Source organism: Parviterribacter kavangonensis, assembly GCF_056863335.1.
Genome location: NZ_JBXPJA010000001.1, coordinates 1665086 through 1683703, shown reverse-complemented (window position 1 = coordinate 1683703; position 18618 = coordinate 1665086). Strand labels below are relative to the sequence as shown.

At 72.6% G+C, this 18618-nt stretch carries 16 protein-coding genes and 1 tRNA gene; 13 read left to right on the top strand and 4 right to left on the bottom strand.

Annotated features, from left to right (window positions below):
- Positions 1 to 13: 13 nt before the first annotated feature.
- From AC1UE4_RS08615 to rsfS, 3 genes are read left to right on the top strand one after another with little or no spacing between them, the layout of a single operon-like run.
- Positions 14 to 1261, top strand: coding sequence for a glutamate-5-semialdehyde dehydrogenase (locus tag AC1UE4_RS08615; RefSeq protein ID WP_482916810.1), 1248 nt, complete (start codon positions 14 to 16; stop codon positions 1259 to 1261).
- A gap of 13 nt (positions 1262 to 1274) precedes the next feature.
- A complete protein-coding gene (nadD, locus tag AC1UE4_RS08610) occupies positions 1275 to 1892 on the top strand; it encodes a nicotinate-nucleotide adenylyltransferase (RefSeq protein WP_482916809.1) in 618 nt (205 codons plus the stop codon).
- Positions 1879 to 2247: a ribosome silencing factor gene (rsfS, locus tag AC1UE4_RS08605; protein ID WP_482916808.1), complete on the top strand. Its 369-nt coding sequence runs from the start codon at positions 1879 to 1881 to the stop codon at positions 2245 to 2247. Before nadD ends, rsfS begins: the two co-directional genes overlap by 14 nt.
- A 41-nt stretch (positions 2248 to 2288) precedes the next feature.
- Here the strand turns inward: rsfS and AC1UE4_RS08600 are convergent.
- Positions 2289 to 2361, bottom strand: a tRNA-Ala gene (locus AC1UE4_RS08600).
- A 36-nt stretch (positions 2362 to 2397) separates the two neighbouring features.
- Between AC1UE4_RS08600 and AC1UE4_RS08595 the strand changes: the two genes are divergently transcribed.
- Positions 2398 to 3054, top strand: a complete 657-nt coding sequence (locus tag AC1UE4_RS08595) for an SDR family oxidoreductase (protein WP_482916807.1) — start codon at positions 2398 to 2400, stop codon at positions 3052 to 3054.
- On the opposite strand, the gene AC1UE4_RS08590 is transcribed toward AC1UE4_RS08595, so the two are convergent.
- The gene (locus tag AC1UE4_RS08590) at positions 3051 to 3407 is read right to left on the bottom strand and encodes a helix-turn-helix transcriptional regulator (RefSeq protein ID WP_482916806.1); all 357 of its coding nucleotides are present in this window, start codon (positions 3405 to 3407) and stop codon (positions 3051 to 3053) included. The two genes, AC1UE4_RS08595 and AC1UE4_RS08590, sit on opposite strands and share 4 nt — an antisense overlap.
- Before the next feature lie 68 nt (positions 3408 to 3475).
- Positions 3476 to 3961: a hypothetical protein gene (locus tag AC1UE4_RS08585; RefSeq protein WP_482916805.1), complete on the bottom strand. Its 486-nt coding sequence runs from the start codon at positions 3959 to 3961 to the stop codon at positions 3476 to 3478.
- A gap of 94 nt (positions 3962 to 4055) precedes the next feature.
- Between AC1UE4_RS08585 and leuS the strand changes: the two genes are divergently transcribed.
- The 5 genes from leuS (at position 4056) to holA (ending at position 11025) form a co-directional block, all read left to right on the top strand.
- Positions 4056 to 6521, top strand: a complete 2466-nt coding sequence (gene leuS, locus AC1UE4_RS08580; RefSeq protein WP_482916804.1) for a leucine--tRNA ligase — start codon at positions 4056 to 4058, stop codon at positions 6519 to 6521.
- A gap of 14 nt (positions 6522 to 6535) precedes the next feature.
- Positions 6536 to 6979, top strand: coding sequence for a TIGR00725 family protein (locus AC1UE4_RS08575; RefSeq protein ID WP_482916803.1), 444 nt, complete (start codon positions 6536 to 6538; stop codon positions 6977 to 6979).
- Positions 6980 to 7035: 56 nt separating this feature from the next.
- Positions 7036 to 7629 carry a helix-hairpin-helix domain-containing protein gene (locus AC1UE4_RS08570; protein WP_482916802.1) on the top strand — a complete coding sequence of 198 codons (594 nt, stop codon included), beginning with the start codon at positions 7036 to 7038 and terminating at the stop codon, positions 7627 to 7629.
- Entirely contained in the window at positions 7626 to 9980 is a 2355-nt protein-coding gene (locus AC1UE4_RS08565) for a ComEC/Rec2 family competence protein (RefSeq protein ID WP_482916801.1), read from the top strand. Before AC1UE4_RS08570 ends, AC1UE4_RS08565 begins: the two co-directional genes overlap by 4 nt.
- A 70-nt stretch (positions 9981 to 10050) precedes the next feature.
- On the top strand, positions 10051 to 11025 hold the full coding sequence (gene holA, locus AC1UE4_RS08560; RefSeq protein ID WP_482916800.1) for a DNA polymerase III subunit delta: 975 nt from the start codon (positions 10051 to 10053) through the stop codon (positions 11023 to 11025).
- 57 nt (positions 11026 to 11082) lie between these two features.
- On the opposite strand, the gene rpsT is transcribed toward holA, so the two are convergent.
- On the bottom strand, positions 11083 to 11355 hold the full coding sequence (gene rpsT / locus AC1UE4_RS08555) for a 30S ribosomal protein S20 (protein ID WP_482916799.1): 273 nt from the start codon (positions 11353 to 11355) through the stop codon (positions 11083 to 11085).
- A 44-nt stretch (positions 11356 to 11399) separates the two neighbouring features.
- Here rpsT and murJ point away from each other — a divergent pair, with 44 nt between their 5' ends.
- The 4 genes from murJ to AC1UE4_RS08535 all read left to right on the top strand — a co-directional run bounded on the left by murJ (position 11400) and on the right by AC1UE4_RS08535 (position 18615).
- Positions 11400 to 12980, top strand: coding sequence for a murein biosynthesis integral membrane protein MurJ (gene murJ / locus AC1UE4_RS08550; protein WP_482916798.1), 1581 nt, complete (start codon positions 11400 to 11402; stop codon positions 12978 to 12980).
- Positions 12981 to 12987: 7 nt separating this feature from the next.
- Complete coding sequence (locus AC1UE4_RS08545; RefSeq protein ID WP_482916797.1) at positions 12988 to 14376, top strand: GGDEF domain-containing protein; 1389 nt, start codon at positions 12988 to 12990, stop codon at positions 14374 to 14376.
- A gap of 7 nt (positions 14377 to 14383) precedes the next feature.
- Positions 14384 to 16189: a translation elongation factor 4 gene (gene lepA, locus AC1UE4_RS08540; RefSeq protein WP_482916796.1), complete on the top strand. Its 1806-nt coding sequence runs from the start codon at positions 14384 to 14386 to the stop codon at positions 16187 to 16189.
- 92 nt (positions 16190 to 16281) lie between these two features.
- Positions 16282 to 18615: a diguanylate cyclase domain-containing protein gene (locus AC1UE4_RS08535; protein ID WP_482916795.1), complete on the top strand. Its 2334-nt coding sequence runs from the start codon at positions 16282 to 16284 to the stop codon at positions 18613 to 18615.
- The last annotated feature ends 3 nt before the right edge of the window (positions 18616 to 18618 follow it).

Genomic DNA, 18618 nt, shown 5'->3' with positions numbered 1-18618 from the left:
ACCCTCTTTCCACATGGCCGTCGCGACTCCGTCCGTCACCGAGCTGTGCCTGCGGGCCAAGCGCGCCGCGCGGCAGCTCGCCGCTCTCGACCGCGGCGAGAAGGACGCAGCGCTGCACGCGATCGCCGATGCGCTCGAGGCCCGGACGCCCGAGATCCTCGAGGCGAACGCGCGCGACATGGAGGCGGGGCGGGAGAACGGCCTGTCCGCGGCGCTGCTCGACCGGCTCAAGCTCGACGAGGGCCGCGTCGCGACGATCGCCGCCCAGGTGCGCGACATCGCCGCGCTTCCGGACCCGGTCGGCGAGGTGCTGGACGGCGGCCGGCTCGCCAACGGGCTGAGCCTGCGGCGCGTGCGCGTGCCGCTCGGCGTCGTCGGGGTGGTCTACGAGGCGCGGCCGAACGTCACGATCGACGCCACCGCGCTCTGCCTCAAGTCCGGCAACGCGATCGTCCTGCGCGGCTCGTCGAGCGCCGCGCACTCGAACGCCGTGCTCGCATCGGTCGCCGCGGAGGCGTCCGGGCTGCCCGACGGCGCCGTGACGCTGCTGAGCGGCGGGCGCGACGAGCTGGCGGAGCTGGCGACGCAGAACGGGCTCGTCGACCTGGTCATCCCGCGTGGCGGCGAGGGGCTGAAGAAGGCGCTCGAGGCCGTCGCGACCGTGCCGGTGATCTACGCGGCGTCGGGCAACTGCCACGTCTACGTCGACGCGTCGGCCGACCTCGACGCGGCCGAGCGGATCATCGTCAACGCGAAGACCCAGCGGCCGGGGGTGTGCAACGCGGCGGAGACGCTGCTCGTCCACGCCGAGGCGGCGCCGGCCTTCCTGCCGCGCGCGCTCAACGCGCTGCGCGAGTCCGGCGTCGAGCTGCGTGTCGACGGCCGCACGAAGACGCTCGCCGGCAACGGCTACGCCGACGCCACCGACGAGGACTGGGACACCGAGTACCTCGCGCTCGTGCTCGCGGTGAAGGTCGTCGACTCGCGGGACGAGGCGATCGAGCACATCAACGAGCACGGCTCGGGCCACTCGGAGGCGATCGTCACCGCCGACGTCGCGAGCGCGCGGGCGTTCCAGCTCGGCGTCGACGCCGCCTGCGTCTACGTCAACGCGTCGACCCGCTTCACCGACGGCGGCGAGTTCGGCATGGGCGCCGAGATCGGCAACTCGACGCAGAAGCTCCACGCGCGCGGGCCGATCGGCCTGCGCGAGCTCTGCACCTACAAGTACCTCGTCGAGGGCGACGGACACGTCCGCTGAGGGCCGCCGGGCTTTGCGGATCGGCATCCTCGGCGGGTCGTTCAACCCCCCGCACGTCGGCCACCTGGTCATGGCCCAGGAGGCGCACGCGCAGCTCGGGCTCGACAAGGTCGTCTTCATGCCGGTGGCGACGCCGCCGCACAAGGAGCTCGACGCCGATCCGGGTCCCGAGGCGCGCTTCGAGCTGTGCCGGATCGCGACCGCCAAGGACGAACGGTTCGAGGTCTCGCGGCTCGAGCTCGACCGTGGCGGGCCGTCCTACACCGTCGATACGCTCCGCGCGATCCATGAGGGCTCTTCGGGGGACGAGCTGATCTTCATCGTCGGCGGCGACATGGCGCACAGCCTGCCCGCCTGGCGCGAGCCGGAGACGCTGCTCTCGCTCGCCACGCTCGGGATCGCCGAGCGCGAGAGCATCCGCCGCGCCGACATCGCCGAGCGCCTCGCGCCGCTCTGCAGCCCGGACCGTCTCACCTTCTTCGACATGCCGCGGATCGACGTCTCGTCGTCGCTCATCCGCCGGCGCGTCTCGTCCCTCCAGCCCATCCGCTACTTGGTTCCCGACGACGTGCTCCGCATGATCGGCGCGCGTGGGTACTACCGTCTTGAAGGAGCGCATGCCCGAAGTTGAGCTGACAGCCGACGAGCTCGTGGAGGCGATCGCCACCTACGCGAGCGACAAGAAGGCGATCGACGTCGTCGCCCTCGAGGTCCGTGGGGTCCTCGACTACACCGACTGGTTCCTCATCTGCTCCGGCAACACCGACCGGCAGACGAAGGCCATCCACGACGCGATCTACCAGGGGATGAAGGACGACCACGGCCTCCTGCCGCGGCGCGTCGAGGGCACGCAGGAAGCCCGCTGGATCCTCATGGACTACCTCGACGTCGTCGTCCACGTCTTCGTGCCGGAGACGCGCGAGTTCTACGGCCTCGAGCGGCTCTGGGGCGAGGTCCCCAGCCGCGTCCTCGCCGAGTCGGCCTGATCAACGACCGAGGGCCCCGCCGAAGCGAGGCCCTCGTGAAGTGGAGCTAGCCGGGCTCGAACCGGCGACCTCCTGCATGCCATGCAGGCGCTCTCCCAGCTGAGCTATAGCCCCTGGTCCGCGCCAGTGTACCGCGCCATCATGAGGCCAATGGACGTCGTCATCGCAGGAGCTCACGGGCAGGTCGCGCGGCGGTTGGGGCGGCTGTTGGCCGCTCGGGGCGACCGGGTGCGGGGGATCATCAGGAACCCTGCGCATGCCGGCGACCTCGAGGACGACGGGGTGGAGCCGGTGGTCGCCGACATGGAGGCGCTCGACGCGCTGGACGAGCAGGTGCGCGGGGCGGATGCGGTGGTGTTCGCCGCCGGCGCGGGGCCGGGGAGCGGGGCGGAGCGCAAGCGGACCGTCGACCTCGGGGCGGCGGTGAAGCTGATCGAGGCGGCCGAGCGGGAGGGCGTCGAGCGCTACGTGATCGTCAGCTCGATCGGGGCGCACGCGCCGGAGGCGGGGCCGGAGGCGATGCGGCCGTACCTCGAAGCGAAGGCGGCGGCGGACGAGGCGCTCGTCGCGAGCTCGCTGCAGTGGACGATCGTGCGGCCCGGCTCGCTCACCGACGACCCGGGCACCGGCAAGGTCGACGTGAGCACCGACCTCGGCCGCCGCGGGCCGATCCCGCGCGACGACGTGGCGGCGGTGCTGCTCGCGTGCCTCGACGCGCCCGAGACGGCCGGCCTGACGTTCGAGGCGTTCGCCGGCGACCGCGACGTCGAGCTCGCGGTCCGGTCGCTCGCCCGCGCGGAGTCCTAGACGCGGTCGCCGTTGCGGCGGAACTCGGTGGGCGACACGCCGTACGTGCGCCGGAACGCCTTGGCGAACTGCGCGGGCTGCGTGTAGCCGACCATCCGCGCGATCTCGCCGACGGGGAGCATGCTCGAGCGCAGCAGCTCGATCGCCCGCGTCATGCGCACGTCGCGCAGCGCGGTGCGGAACGGGGCTCCGTGCAGCTCGGTGAAGATGCGCTGCAGCTGGCGTCGCGAGGTGAGGACGCGGCGCGCAACGTCGTCAAGCTCCAGCGGGTTCGCGTAGTCGCGCTCGAGGATCTCCAGCGCCGAGCGCAGCAGCTCCTCCCGGAGAGCGATCGTGTCCGAGCGATGCTCCATCCGGGGTAGAGGTCCCCGGCAAACGCTCATGACCGAGCGTCAATTGGCACAAGCTGGCGCGTACGCGCTCAGCGACGTCCGGGATGGAACTCCGGAACGTCCAGATCGATGCCGGGATCGGGCGGCAGCCGGGTGTCCGCGGGGGCGCCCTGATCGAGGCGCGCGGTCATCTCGGCGTGCGCGAGACGGACGTCGCGGAGGAGCAGTTCGGCGTTCGAGCGCAGCGACTCCGACAGCTCGCGCAGGTTCCCCGACAGCTCGGTGCCGTCGCGCAGCACCTCGCGCGCCGACCCGCTCGCCTCGGCCACGATCGCCCGCGCCTCGTCGCGCGCGGCGTCCGTGATCTTGTCGGCCTCCACCTGGGCGTTGGCGAGGATCTCGAGCGCCTCGGCCTCCGCGGCGTCGATGCGGTTCTGGGCGGCGCGGTCGCCCTCGGCGATCCGCTCCCGCATGCGCGCCTCGGCGTCGCGCCGGATCTGCTCGGCCGTCTGCTCCGCCGCGGCGAGGATCTCCGCCACGTGGGCCGTCGCCTGCGCGAGGTCGCGGGCCTCCATGCCCGCGATAGTACGCGTGCTTGCAGCGGAAAAGCGCATGGCCACCTGCAGAGGGCAGGGGTGCGCGCGGGCGCGACCCTATCCTCCCTCGGACATGGCGGAGCACAGGTACGACCCGGCGGTCATCGAGCCGCGGTGGCAGCAGGTGTGGGCGGACGAGCGCACGTGGGAGGTGTCGAACGACGCCGACAGCGACAGCTCGTACGTCGTCGTCATGCTCCCGTACCCGAGCGGCGAGCCGCACATCGGCCACCTCAAGGTCTACTCGGTGGGCGACGCGGTCGCGCACTTCCACCGGCGCACCGGCCGGCGCGTGCTCCAGCCCATGGGCTACGACGCGTTCGGCCTGCCCGCCGAGAACCACGCGATCAAGACCGGCCAGCACCCGCGCGACTCGACGAACGCGGCGATCGCCGAGTTCCAGAAGCAGTTCCGCCGCTGGGGGATCTCGATCGACTGGTCGCGCGAGCTCGCGACGCACGAGCCGTCCTACTACCGCTGGACGCAGTGGATCTTCCTGCAGTTCTTCAAGGCCGGCCTCGCCTACCGCAAGGAAGCGGCGGTCAAGTGGTGCCCGAACGACCAGACCGTGCTCGCCAACGAGCAGGTCATCGACGGGCGCTGCGAGCGCTGCGGCTGGGAGGTCGAGTCCAAGCAGCTCGAGCAGTGGTTCTTCCGCATCACCGACTACGCCGAGCGGCTGCTCGAGGACCTCGACACGATCGAGTGGCCCGAGCACGTCAAGACCATGCAGCGCAACTGGATCGGCCGCTCGGAGGGCGCGGAGGTCGTGTTCCACTGCGAGGAGCTGCAGACCGACTACCCCGTCTTCACCACGCGCCCGGACACGCTGTTCGGCGCGACGTTCTTCGTCATGGCGCCCGAGCATCCCGACGTGCTGCGGCTGGCCGAGGGAACGGGGCACGAGGAGGAGGTCCGCGAGTACGTCAACCGTGCGGCGATGACCTCGACCGAGGAGCGCGGGGACGCGGAGCGGCCGAAGACCGGCGTGTTCCTCGGCCGCCACGTGGTCAACCCGGTCAACGGCGAGAAGCTGCCGATCTACGTCGCGGACTACGTGCTCATGGAGTACGGGACCGGCGCGATCATGGCGGTGCCCGGGCATGACGAGCGCGACTTCGCGTTCGCCTCCACCTTCGACCTGCCGGTCAAGCGCGTGATCGCCGATCCGGACGATCCGGAGGGCGAGCTGCCCTACGTCGGCGACGGCGTGATCGTCAACTCGCACCCCGACTTCGACGGCAAGCCGAACCGCGAGGCGCTCGAGGAGATCGTCTCCTGGCTCGACCGCGACGGCCGCGGGCACGCGACGGTCTCGTACCGGCTGCGCGACTGGCTGCTCTCCCGCCAGCGCTACTGGGGCTGCCCGATCCCGATCCTCTACTGCCCGTCGTGCGGCATGGTGCCCGTGCCCGAGGAGGACCTGCCGGTCATCCTGCCGGACATCGAGGACTACAAGCCGAAGGGGCGCTCGCCGCTGGCCGCCGCCGAGGACTGGGTGCGGACGACGTGCCCTTCGTGTGGTTCCCGTGAGGCGCGGCGCGAGACGGACACGATGGACACGTTCGTCGACTCGTCCTGGTACTTCCTGCGCTACTGCGACGCGCGCAACGACTCGGAGGCGTGGTCGCGGGACGCGGTTGAGCGGTGGATGCCCGTCGACCAGTACATCGGCGGTGTCGAGCACGCGATCCTCCACCTGCTGTACGCGCGCTTCTTCTGCAAGGCGCTGACCGACCTCGGGTGGCTCGACGTGCAGGAGCCGTTCGCGCGGCTCTTCACCCAGGGCATGATCACGCGCGACGGCGCGAAGATGTCCAAGTCGAAGGGCAACGTGGTGTCGCCCGCGGAGATCGTCGAGCAGTACGGCGCCGACACCGCGCGCTGCTACATCCTCTTCATCGGGCCGCCCGACCGCGACGCGGACTGGTCGGACACCGGCCTGGAGGGCGTGCACCGGTTCATCTCGCGGCTGTGGCGGCTGTCGTTCGAGGGCGCGGCGTCGCTGGCCGACGAGCCGGTGCCGTCGCCGGGCGAGGGCGGCGTCGACGACGACCGGATCCTGCGCAAGGCGCACTGGGCGATCGAGAAGGTCTCCGGGGATCTGGGCAGCGGTCGCTTCGCGTTCAACACCGCGATCTCAGCGGTGATGGAGCTGCTGAACGAGCTGACGCACGAGAAGCGCGGCTCGGCTCGCGACGGCACCGTGCGGTTCGCGCTGACCACCGCGTGCTCGCTGATCTTCCCGTTCGCCCCGTACGCGGCGTCCGACGGCTACCACGAACTGACCGGCCGGCGCGTCTGGGAGGAGTCGTGGCCCGAGGCGGATCCGGCGTGGCTGGAGGAGGACACGTTCGAGCTGGTCGTCCAGGTCAACGGCAAGCCCCGTGCGCGCGTGTCGGCTCCGGCGGGTGCGTCTCAGGACGAGCTCCTGTCGCTCGCCCGCTCGCAGCCGAACGTTCAGCAGCACGTGGATGGCAAGCAGACGGTCAAGGAGATCGTCGTGCCGGGCCGGCTCGTGAACCTGGTCGTTCGGTAGGCGAGCCCTTGGCCGTGATCGCCGTCGTCGGCGGCTCGACGGTCTCCGACGAGCTGCTGCGCGAGGCCGCGCTGGTCGGCGAGGCGCTCGCGCGCCGGGGCGCGGTGGTCGTCTGCGGCGGTCTGGGGGGCGTGATGGAGGCGGCGTGCCAGGGCGCGCGGTCGTGCGGCGGGATGACGGTCGGGCTGCTGCCGGGCGACGATCGCTCCGCGGCGAACCGGTTCGTCCGCGTCGCGATCCCAACGGGAATGGGGGAGCTGCGCAACGGGCTCATCGTCCGCGCCGCCGATGCGTTGATCGCGATCGGCGGCGGCTACGGGACGCTGTCGGAGGTCGCGTTGGGCCTGCGGGCGGGCAAGCGCGTGGTCGGCCTCGGGTTCGCGTTCGAGGTCGAGGGCGTCGTTGCGGCTCACAGCGCCGAGGAGGCCGTGACGCTCGCGCTCGACGGGGTCGCCTGACGTTCGGCGCAGTCCGTCGCACTTCCGGCACGTCTCGCGACCTAGCGTCGCGGGGCGTGCCCGAAGGCCTCTCCCGACAGCAGCTCGCCGGCTGGGCCGCGGCGCTGCTCGTCGTCGTGGTGCTCGGCGTCCGGTCGCTTCGGGGCGACGGCCCACCGGCGTCGTCGCCGCCCGGTCCGACGGTCCAGGTCTCCTCGTCTTCGTCGTCGTCGGCGAGCGGCGGCGCGGCGGTCGTCCACGTCGCCGGGGCCGTCCGGCATCCCGGCGTCTACCGGATGCGCGCGGGGTCGCGGATCGACGACGCGGTCGCCCGCGCCGGCGGCCCGACCCGCCGAGCCGACCTCAGCGCCGTCAACCTCGCCGCGAAGGTCGAGGACGGGCGGCAGGTCCTCGTGCCGGAGAAGGTCAGCGCCTCGGCGCCGTCCGTCACCGCGGTTCCCGGAACGACCGCACCCGCGGCGCCGGTCAACCTCAACACCGCCACGGTCGACCAGCTCGACACGCTCGACGGCGTCGGCCCGGCGACCGCCCAGAAGATCCTCCAGTACCGCGAGGACCACGGTGGCTTCGGCCGCGTCGACGAGCTCGCGCAGGTCCCCGGCATCGGCCCGAAGCGCCTCGCTGCGCTGAAGGAGCGCGTGACGGTGTGAGCGCGAGCCCCGAGCTCGACGCGATCGGCCGGCCCAAACGCCCCTGGAACCGCTACCGCCCCGACGTCTCCGCGGAGACGCTCGTCCTCCACCGGCGCCACGTCGCCCTTGCCGCGTTCGTCACCGGCCTCCTCCTCGGCCCGAGACAACCGTTCCTTGCCGCGGCGGTCATGGTCCTCATGCTCGCCGTCGCAGCGCGCGAGAAGACCATGGGGCGGCGGCTCGGTGCCGTCCTGCTCGTCGCCGCGCTCGCGTGTGGGGTGGGCGGGGTCGTCGGGCGGGAGCGGCTGCGGAGCCTCGACCGGACCGTCCTCGTTCCGACTGCGTCGTTCACCGCGCGGGGGTTCGTGGTGGAGGCTCCTCGGTCTCGCTCCTTCGGGTCGCGGGTCGCGCCGATGCGGATCTCGGTGGGGCGGGGGAGCGGGGAGCGCGTTCTTCTCCGCGGCGCTCGGCATGTGCGGTGGCCGCGCGTCGAGGTGGGGGATGAGGTGATCGCTCGGGGGCGCCTTCGCGGCCTCGAACCGTTCGAGGGGTTCGAGCGCGTGCGCGGGACGCATGCCGTGCTCGAGCTGACGGCGCTGGAGAGAACCGGGGCACGGAGGTTCTCGGTGTTCGACGCGCTGCGAAGAAGAGCGGAGCGCGGGCTGGACCTCGGGCTGCGCGGTGACGAGCGAGCGCTCGCGCGGGGGATGGTGCTCGGACAGGATCAGGCGCTGTCCGAGGACGTCCGCGATGCGTTCCGGGGCTCGGGCCTCGCGCACCTCGTTGCAGCGAGCGGGTCGAACGTCATGCTGCTCGCTGCGCTCGTGCTGGCGGTGGCCGGCGCGCTCGGGGCGATGCTGCAGACGCGACGGCTGATCGCGCTCGTCGCCGTCCTCGCGTACGTGCCGATCGCGGGTGCGGGCCCGTCGATCCAGCGGGCCGGGGTCATGGGCGCGGCCGGTCTCGTCGCCGGCCTCGCCAGCCGTCCGGCCTCGCGCTGGTACGCGGTGCTGCTCGCCGCCGCCGGGACGCTGTGCCTCAATCCGCGCGCGGCGGAGGACGTCGGATGGCAGCTCAGCTTCGCCGCCGTCATCGCGATCCTCGCGTGCCATCACCGGCTGAGCACGTGGCTCGTCAGCCGCCGCGTCCCGAAGCCGCCCGCCGAGGCGACCGCGCTGACGGTCACCGCGACGGCAGGGACCGCGCCGCTCATGGCGCTGCACTTCGAGCAGCTCTCGCTCGTCTCCCTGCCCGCGAACCTCCTGGCGGCGCCGGCCGTCGCGCCGGTGATGTGGCTCGGGACGCTCGCCGGCGCGCTCGGCGGCGACGCCGCGGTCGTCCTCGACGCGCTCGCCACGCCGCTCCTCGCCTACCTGGTGTGGCTCGCGAAGACGGCGGCCGCGATGCCGGGCGCGACCGCGAGCGTCGAGATCGGCGGCCCCGCGACCGTCGTCGTCCTCTACGCCGCCCTGGCCCTGACCGCGATGAGGCCGCGATGGCTCGTGGCGGTGATCGCCGGAGGGGGAAGAGGTTCGGCGGGGGCGGATCGCAGAGGGCCGGTGGGGTTCGGTCGGCGGGGGCTCGTGGTCGCGGTGGCGGCGGTGATGGTCTTCGTGGGTGTCGCGCGGGGCGGGCCGGCGCCGCCGGATGGCTTCACCGTGTCGGCGCTCGACATCGGGCAGGGCGACGCGATCCTCGTGCAGGACGGGAAGCACGCGGTGCTCTTCGACACCGGGCCGCCGGGTGGGCCGGTGGTGAAGCGCTTGAAGGAGCAGGGCGTCGATGACCTCGATGCGCTCGTGGTGACGCACACGTCGAGCGATCACGAGGGCGGCCTCGAGGCGGTCTTGAAGGCGTTCGACGTCGGGCTCGTCGTGGACGGGAGGCAGACCGCGGCGGAGCTGGCCGGTTCGAGCGGGACTCGCGGCGAGACGCGGTTCGCGCATGTGCCGGCGACGCAGCCGCGGATCGTTCCGGCCGCCGGGCAGCGTCTCCGGGCGGGGCCGATCGCCATCGACGTCCTCTGGCCGCCGCCGGACGCCGACCGCAGCGGCGATGCGAACCTCACGGCGACCGTCGCGCTCGTCACCGACGGCGGCCGGACGGCGCTGCTGACCGCGGACGCGGAGTCGCCCGTGACGCTGCCGCTCGATCTCCCGCACGTCGATCTCCTCAAGGTCGCCCATCACGGCTCACGCGACGAGACGCTCCCGGCGCTCATCGCGAAGACGACTCCGCGCGTCGCGCTGATCTCCGTCGGCCCGAACTCGTACGGCCATCCCGCGCCGGAGACGCTCGCGGCGTTGAGAGCGGTTCCGGACGTCCGGAGAACCGATCGGGGAGGGACAGCGAGCGTCCGGCTGGGATGAACGACGACGGAGCGGACGAGCGGGTCGATGAGGCGGCGAGGGGGGCCGGTGCGGCGACTACTCTCGGGACGTGCCCGCGTGGAAGTCGACCTACCTCATCCACGGCGACGACCACGGCCGGCTGGCGGAGCGGCGGGCTCGTCTCCGCGCGATGGCGGAGGCCGAGTCGGGCGCGAGCGGGGCGGAGGTCTTGGAGGGCGATGAGGCGACGCCCGACAGCGCGGCCGCGGCGCTCAGCGCGATGACGTTCGCGATCGGGCGGCGGTTCGTGATCGTCGATGGCGTCGAGCGGTGGAAGGACGCGGAGGTCAAGGACCACCTCGTGCCGCTCTTGAAGGACATGCCGCCGGACGTGACCGTCGCGTTCTTCGCGCGCGAGGACGGCCGGGCGAAGGCTCCGAAGGCGCTCGTCGACGCCGTCAAGAAGGCGGGCGGCGACATCGCCGCCGAGCAGACGCTCAAGCCGAAGGAGCTGCCCCGCTGGGTGCAGCAGCAGGCCAAGCGCCTTCAGCTCGACGTCGACCACAGCGCGGCGCAGCTGCTCGTCGCCCGCGTGGGCGAACGCCAGCAGCGGCTGATGCGGGAGCTCGAGAAGCTCGCGCTCGAGCACGGCCCCGGCGCGAGCATCGGCGTCGACGAGGTCGAGGAGGAGACGGCGAGCTCGTCGGAGCGCCAGGTCTGGGGCCTCGTGGACGCCTTCATGGCCCGCGACCGCACCGCCGCGACCCGCACGTTCATCGAGTTGAGGGGCCAGGGGGAGTCGCTCGCCCGCCTCGTGCCGCTCATCGCCCGCCGCATCCGCGACGTGCTCCAGATCGCCGAGCGCCTCGAGCAGGGCGAGTCGCCCGGCCAGATCAAGCAGAGCCTGAAGATGGGCCCCTGGCAGGCCGACCGCCGCATCGCCGAGGCCCGCCAGTCCGACGTCGACACGCTCCGGCGCGCGCTCGAGGCGCTCGCCGACCTCGAGCTCGCGACGCGCGGCGGAGAGGTCCTCGAGGAGGACACGCTCGCGCTGCGGACGATCGACGAGATCGCCGCCCGGTGACGCGAAACGGCCGCGCGAAGCGCGGCCGAAGGAACGACGGGACTTCCGGAGAGGCGGCTAGGCCTTCGAGCCGAGCTGCTTGCGCAGCCGGGCGGCGCGGGACTTCTTGCGCGCGCCGGTGTTCCGGTGCAGCGCGCCCCGCTTGACGGCCTTGTCGATGGTCGAGACGAGATGACGCTGCTCGGCATCGGCCGTGTCCGCGTCGCCGGCCTCGACCGCCGCCTCGAGGCGCCGGAAGTACGTCTTGATGGTGGAGGTGTAGCGGCGGTTCTCCAGCCGCTCCCGCTCCGAGCGCGCGATGCGCTTGACCTGTGACGCGATGTTCGCCATGCGAGCGGAGCAGGATAGCGACCCGTCACACTCTCCCGCCGAACGTGGCCCGCATCGCCCGCAACACCGTCATCTTCAGCGTGGCGACCGGTCTCAGCCGCATCGCCGGGCTCGCCCGCGAGATCGTCGCCTCGAGCTACTTCGCCACCAGCGGCGCCTTCTCGGCGTTCACGCTCGCGTTCCAGATCCCGAACCTCCTGCGCAGCCTCTTCGCGGACGCCGCGCTGAGCGCCGCGTTCGTCCCCGTCTTCACCGAGCTGCTCGAGCACGGCAAGCGCCGCGACGCGCTGAAGCTGGCGAGCACGCTGTTCTGGCTCATCCTCGTCGTCCTCGGCGGCCTGACGGTCGCGGCGATCGCGCTGGCGCCGTTCGTGATCCCGGCGATCACCGGCAAGGAGTTCACGCCGCACCTCGACGACCTGACGGTCGGGTTGAGCCAAGTCATGTTCCCGATCGTCGTGCTGCTCGGCCTCAACGGGCTGCTCGTCGGGATCCTCAACGCCTACGACCACTTCACGATCCCCGCGCTCAGCCCGGTCGTGTGGAACCTGGCGATCCTCGTCTTCCTCGTGGGCGCGCGCTCGTGGTTCGAGGGCGACGACCAGCTCTACGCCTACGCGTTCGGCGTCATCGCCGGCACGCTCATCCAGCTCGTGATGGCGATCCCGGTCCTGACGAAGCTCGGCTTCCGATTGCAGCTGAGCTTCTCGTTCCGCGACCCGCGCGTCAGACGCGTCCTGATCCTCATGCTGCCGGTGACGATCGGGCTGGGGCTCATCAACTTCAACCTGCTCATCAACTCGACGCTCGGCTCGCTCGTCAGCGAGTCCGCGCCGCGCGCCATCGACGCCGCCTTCCGCATCTACATGCTGCCCCAGGGCATGTTCAGCGTCGCCGTCGCGACCGTGCTGTTCCCCGCGCTCAGCCGCCTCGCCGCCCGCAACGACCGCGACGGCCTCCGCGCCCTCAACGCGACGGGCACGCGGCAGATCTTCCTGCTGCTCATTCCCGCGGCGGTCTGCACGCTCGTGCTCGCCACGCCGATCACCCGCCTCATCTACGAGCACGGCGAGTTCGGCCCGGACGACACCGAGCGCGTGGCCTCGGCGCTCTTCTGGTTCAGCTTCAGCCTCCCGTTCAGCGGCGTGAACCTGCTCCTCACGAGGACCTTCTTCAGCCTCCAGCGGCCGTGGCGCACGACGGCGCTGGCGGCCGGGAACCTCGTGGTCAACGCCGCCGTCAGCGTCGCGCTGTACGGCCCGTTCGGCATCCCCGGCATCGTCCTCGGCACGGTCGTCTCGACCGCGACGATGGCGTTCAGCCAGGCCTACTACCTGCGCCGGGAGCTCGGCGGCGACCTCGAGGGAGCCAAGACCGGCAGCGCCGTGCTGCGGATGACGATCGCCGCCGCGGCGGGCGGAGCCGTCGCCTACGGGCTGCACTGGATCCTCGACGAGGCGCTCGGCCGCGGGCTGGCGGCCCAGGCCATCGCGGTCGGAGCGGCGGTGCTCGCCGGCCTGGCCGTCTACGTCGCGGGCGTGCTCGCCAGCCGGGTGCCGGAAGCGCTGTACCTGCGTGGCCTTGTCGCTCGCAGGATTCAAGCCCGCCGGGGGGAGGGCCGATGACCGGTCGGTGCCCCCGGCCCTCGATGCAGCCCTCTCGCTGACCTCCTCGGTCGCGCAGGCCTCGCAGGCCGTGGTCGACCACCTGTGCGCGCAGGGGCTGACGAAGCCGAGCGTCTACCTCGTCCGGGGCGACCGCATCCGCATCCAGGCAGTGGCGGGGTACCAGCAGATCTTCGACGGCATGCCGTTCGGCGTCGGGGTGATCGGCCAGTCGTACCTGCGCGGCGAGCCGGTCGTCGTCGCCGACGTCGCCGCGGACCCGTCCTACCTGCAGGCCAACCCCGGCGTCCGCGCCGAGGTCTGCGTGCCGGTCCGCCTCGGCGGCCGCGTCGTCGGCGTCGTGAACGTCGAGTCGGGCGAGCCGATGGCACCGGCGCAGGTCGACGTCGTCTTCGCCGCCGCGCGCAGCTTCGAGGCCGCGCTCGAGCGCCTCGGACACGACCTCACCGAGTCGCCCGCCCAGCGGCTCGTCCGCCACGCCGTCCGTCTCACCGCGCTGAGCGCCGAGGACGACATCCACGCCGCCGCGATCGCCGCGGCGCGCGACGTGGTTGACATGAGCTCCGCCGCCCTGCTCCTGCCGCTCGACGACGGGAGCTTCCGCACCGTCGCGGCCGACGGGCTGCTCGCGACCGCGCTCGGCGAGCTCGGGCACGCGAAGCTCGCCGCCATCGCGGCGCTCGTCCAGAGCGGCTGCTCCTGCTACACGGCCGGCGGGGCGAGCGAGACGGCGGAGGAGCTGCTCGCGCTGCGCGAGCACGGCGCCGAGGCGGTCATCGCGATCCCGCTCGGGCCGACGCCCGGCGGCCGCGGCGTCCTGCTGCTCGCCGACGCGCGCCCGCTCGTGCCCACCACCGAGACGGTCGAGCTGCTCGAGATGCTCGTCGCCCACGTGTCGAGCTGCCTGCGCACCGCCGCCGCGGTCGACGAGCTGCGCCACCGCGCCGCCAGCGACGCGCTCACCGGCCTCGGTCACCACGCGACGTTCCACGAGGCGCTCGAACGCGCCCGCGCCGGCCGCGAGCCGATCGCGCTGCTGCTCGCCGACGTCGACGGCTTCAAGGCGATCAACGACACACGCGGCCACCAGGCGGGCGACCGCGTCCTGCGTGAGATCGCCGCCGCGCTGGCGAGCGGACTGCGCCGCGGCGATGAGCTCTTCCGCATCGGGGGCGACGAGTTCGCCGCCATCATCCGCGTCGTCATCCCGCACGAGGCGATCGACGTCGGGCGCCGTGTGCGCGACGCCGTGGCGGCCCTCGGCGAGGCCACCGTCTCGGTCGGCATCGCGGTGCCGCGGCCCGACGAGTCGCACCATGCGCTGCTGCGGCGCGCCGACGAGGCGCTCTACACGGTCAAGGCCGAAGGTCGCGACGGCGTCGCGCTTCTACCCTGACCGGGTCTTGGCCGACGCCGCCCACATCCGCAACTTCTGCATCATCGCCCACATCGACCACGGCAAGTCGACGCTGGCCGATCGCATCCTCGAGCTGACCGAGACGGTCGACCCGCGGCTGATGCGCGCCCAAGTGCTCGACTCGATGGACCTCGAGCGCGAGCGCGGCATCACGATCAAGGCCCAAGCGGTCCGCGTCTTCTACATGGCGCAGAACGGCGAGACGTACCAGTTCCACCTCATCGACACCCCCGGGCACGTCGACTTCACGTACGAGGTCTCGCGCTCGCTGGCGGCGTGCGAGGGCGCGCTGCTCGTCGTCGACGCCAGCCAGGGCGTCGAGGCGCAGACGGTCGCGAACACGTACCTCGCGATCGACGCGGGGCTCGAGCTGATCCCGTGCCTGAACAAGATCGACCTGCCCGGCGCCGAGCCCGAGCGCGTCGCCGGCGAGGTCGCGGAGCTCATCGGCGAGGACCCCGACGAGATCCTCGCGATCTCCGGCAAGACGGGGGAGGGCGTGCTCGAGGTGCTCGAGCAGCTCGTCCAGCGCGTGCCCGCGCCCGCGGGCGACCTCGAGGCGCCGCCGCGCGCGCTCATCTTCGACTCCGAGTTCGACCAGTACCGCGGCGTGATCGCGTACATCCGCGTCGTCGACGGCGTCTTCAAGAAGGGCGAGGCGATCCGGGCGATGGCCGAGCGCACCGAGGCCGACATCGACGACATCGGGTTCTTCACGCCGGCGATGACGCCGGCCGACCAGCTCGCCGCCGGCGAGGTCGGCTACCTCATCACCGGCCTGAAGGACGTCACGAAGCTCCGCGTCGGCGACACGCTGACCACCAAGGCGAACGCGGCCACCGAGTCGCTGCCCGGCTACCGCGAGGTCAAGCCGATGGTGTTCTGCGGCCTGTTCCCGATCGACGGCGAGGACTACCCGGACCTGCGCGACGCGCTCGAGAAGCTCACGCTCAACGACGCCGCGCTGACGTGGGAGCCCGAGACCTCGGACGCGCTCGGCTTCGGCTTCCGGGTTGGCTTCCTCGGCCTGCTGCACATGGACATCGTCCGCGAGCGGCTCGAGCGCGAGTACGACCTCGAGCTGATGGCGACGCCGCCGTCGGTGTCCTTCGAGGTCACGCTGACCAACGGCGACGTGCTCGAGGTCCACAACCCGTCGGACATGCCGGACGCCGCCCGCATCGACGAGGTCCGCGAGCCGTTCGTCAAGGGCTCCATCCTCTGCCGCAAGGACGACATCGGCGCGGTCATGGAGCTGTGCCAGGACCGGCGCGGCGACCACACCGGCATGCACTTCCTCGGGCCGGAGCGGGTGCAGATCAGCTACGACCTGCCGCTCGCCGAGATCGTCCTCGACTTCTTCGACCAGCTGAAGTCGCGTACGCGCGGCTACGCCTCGTTCGACTACGAGATCAGCGGGATGCGGGCGTCGAACATGGTCAAGCTCGACATCCTGCTGAGCGGCGATCCCGTCGACGCGCTCTCCATGGTCGTGCACCGCGACAAGGCCTACGAGCGCGGCAAGGTGCTGACCGAGAAGCTCCGCGGCAAGATCCCGCGCCAGCAGTTCGACGTGCCGATCCAGGCCGCGATCGGGTCGCACATCATCGCCCGCGAGACCGTCAAGGCGTTCCGCAAGGACGTGACGGCGAAGTGCTACGGCGGCGACATCTCGCGCAAGCGCAAGCTGCTCGAGCGCCAGCGCGAGGGCAAGAAGCGCATGAAGCAAGTCGGCCGCGTCGAGGTGCCCCAGGAGGCGTTCCTCGCCGTCCTGGAGCTCGGCGACAGCTAGGCAAAAGGCCTCGACGACCTGCGCTGCAAGCCCGCGCCCGGGCGCGTTGGCGCTTGCTTGCCACCGCTGCACCTGCCGATGATCCGGAGAAGGTGGAGCTCCACGGCCCTCCCAACGGCGAGTCGGCGCTCGCGGGCGCCCTCCGAGACCTCGAGCGCGAGCGCGTGCGGGCGGAGCATGCCTACCGGGCGGTCGTGCGGTCGCTCGCCGCGGCGCTGGAGGCCCGCGACGGCTACACCGGTGAGCACTCCGACGACGTCCACGTGCTGTCCGTCGCGGTCGCGCGGCGGCTCGGGCTCGACCACCACACGATCGCCGAGATCGAGGCCGTGGCGCTGCTGCACGACATCGGGAAGATCGGGATCCCGGACCACATCCTCCACAAGCCGGGCCCGCTGGACGAGCACGAGTGGCAGCTCATGCGCGAGCACCCGGTCATCGGCGAGCGCATCCTGCGCCCGCTGCCGGGCCTGGCGAACGTCGCCACCGCCGTCCGGCACGAGCACGAGCGCTGGGACGGCAACGGCTACCCCGACGGCAAGCGCGGCGACACGATCCCGCTCGCCTCGCGGATCGTCCTCGCCTGCGACACCTACAGCGCGCTCGTCTCCGACCGCCCGTACCGCAAGGCGCTCGGCCGCGACGCCGCGATCGGCGAGCTGCGCCGCAACGCCGGCACCCAGTTCGACCCCGAGGTCGTCGACGCGCTGCTCGCCTGCCTCGCCGATCCCTCGACCTTCGAGGCGCCCGCCGACGACGATCGCGCCCGTGCGATCCCCGACGCCGCCGGCGAGGTCGAGCAGCGCCGGCTCGAGCGCGAGCTGCACGCGCTCATCGCTATCGCCACCTCCGTCGCCTCGGCGCACCGCCTGGAGGACGTCGTCGAGATCGCGGCCGACTGCGCGTGCCAGGCGATCGACGCCGCGTCGCTGTCGATCTCGCGCTGGGACGAGGACCGCCGCTCGCTGCGGACGCTGATCAACGCGGGCGAGCTCGGGCCGGGGGAGGAGCGGCTTCCCGCCGACGAGACGTACGAGCTCGAGCAGGACAGCGTGCTGCGCCACCTCCTCGAGGAGGGCCGGCCGCACGTGGCGTCGGTCGACGACCCGGACATCGTGCCGCTCGAGCGCGACCTGCTGGTGGGCCTGGGCAAGCATCACTCGGTGGCCGTGCCGATCGCGTTCAACGGCCGCCCGTGGGGCGAGCTGTGGGCCACCCGCCGCGGCGGCCAGCCGCGCTTCGGCGAGCGCGACGTGCGGTTCCTGCAGACGATCAGCGGCCAGATCGCCGCCGCCGTCGGCCGCGCCGAGGTGTTCTCGCGGATGGCGGAGCTGGCCTTCAAGGACCCGCTGACGGGGATCGCGAACCGGCGCGCGCTGGACGAGCGGCTCGAGCGGGCGCTCGCGGACGCCGGCCAGGAGGGCACCGGCGTGGCCGTGCTGCTCTGCGACCTCGACGAGCTGAAGGAGCTCAACGACGCCGAGGGCCACGAGGCGGGCGACGCGGCGCTCAAGCGCGTCGCCGAGGTGCTCGCCGACGTCACCGCGCAGCACGCGGGGTCGATGGTCGCGCGCGTGGGCGGCGACGAGTTCTGCGTCGTCCTCGAGGACGCGGGCGTCGACGAGGCGCGTGAGCTGGGCGAGCGGCTCATCGCGCGGCTGCGGACCGGCGAGGGCCGGCGCCTCAGCGCGTCCTGCGGCGTGTCGGCCAGCGGACCGGGCATCCAGCGCGCCGGCGACCTCCTGCGGCTCGCCGACGGCGCGCAGTACACGGCGAAGCGCAGCGGCCGCGCCCGCGTCTGCGTCGCCGACGCCCACGCCGAAGCGGGCTTGCTCGCCGGCAGCACCGAGCGCCGCGCGATCCGCGGCCGCGAGCCGCACGCCCACATGCACGCCGACGTGCCCGTGCTGCTGCGCGACGTGCTCGCCGCGCTGGACGGGAAGCTCTGCGACCGGCCGCCGCTCGACCGCGCCGAGGCGGTCGCGATGGCCGTCGGCGAGGCGGTCGACGCCTCGGCGACGTCGGTGACGTGGGTCGAGCCCGGCGGCGGGCGGCTCGAGACGGTCTTCCTGCACGACCGCCGCTTCGCGCGCACGAGCGGGCATCGCTTCAACGCGGAGGAGGGCGGGATCTTCCCGCTCGACGACTACCCCGAGTCGCGGCGGGTGATCGAGCAGAGCAGCTCGTTCCTCGTCGACGCCGGCGACGCCGGCGCCGATCCCGCCGAGCGCGCGTTCCTCGTGGAGCGCGGCATGAGCGCCGTCGTCGCCGCGGGCGCGTGCAACCCCGCGACCGGCGGGTGGCTGGTCGAGGTGTACGCCGACGCGGCCAGCGGGCCGCTCGGCGAGGTGGAGCCCACCCTGCGGCTGCTCACCGCCGAGGCGATCCGCGGCGCGAAGGCCGTGCCGCTGCGCGCCGCGAGCTGACCG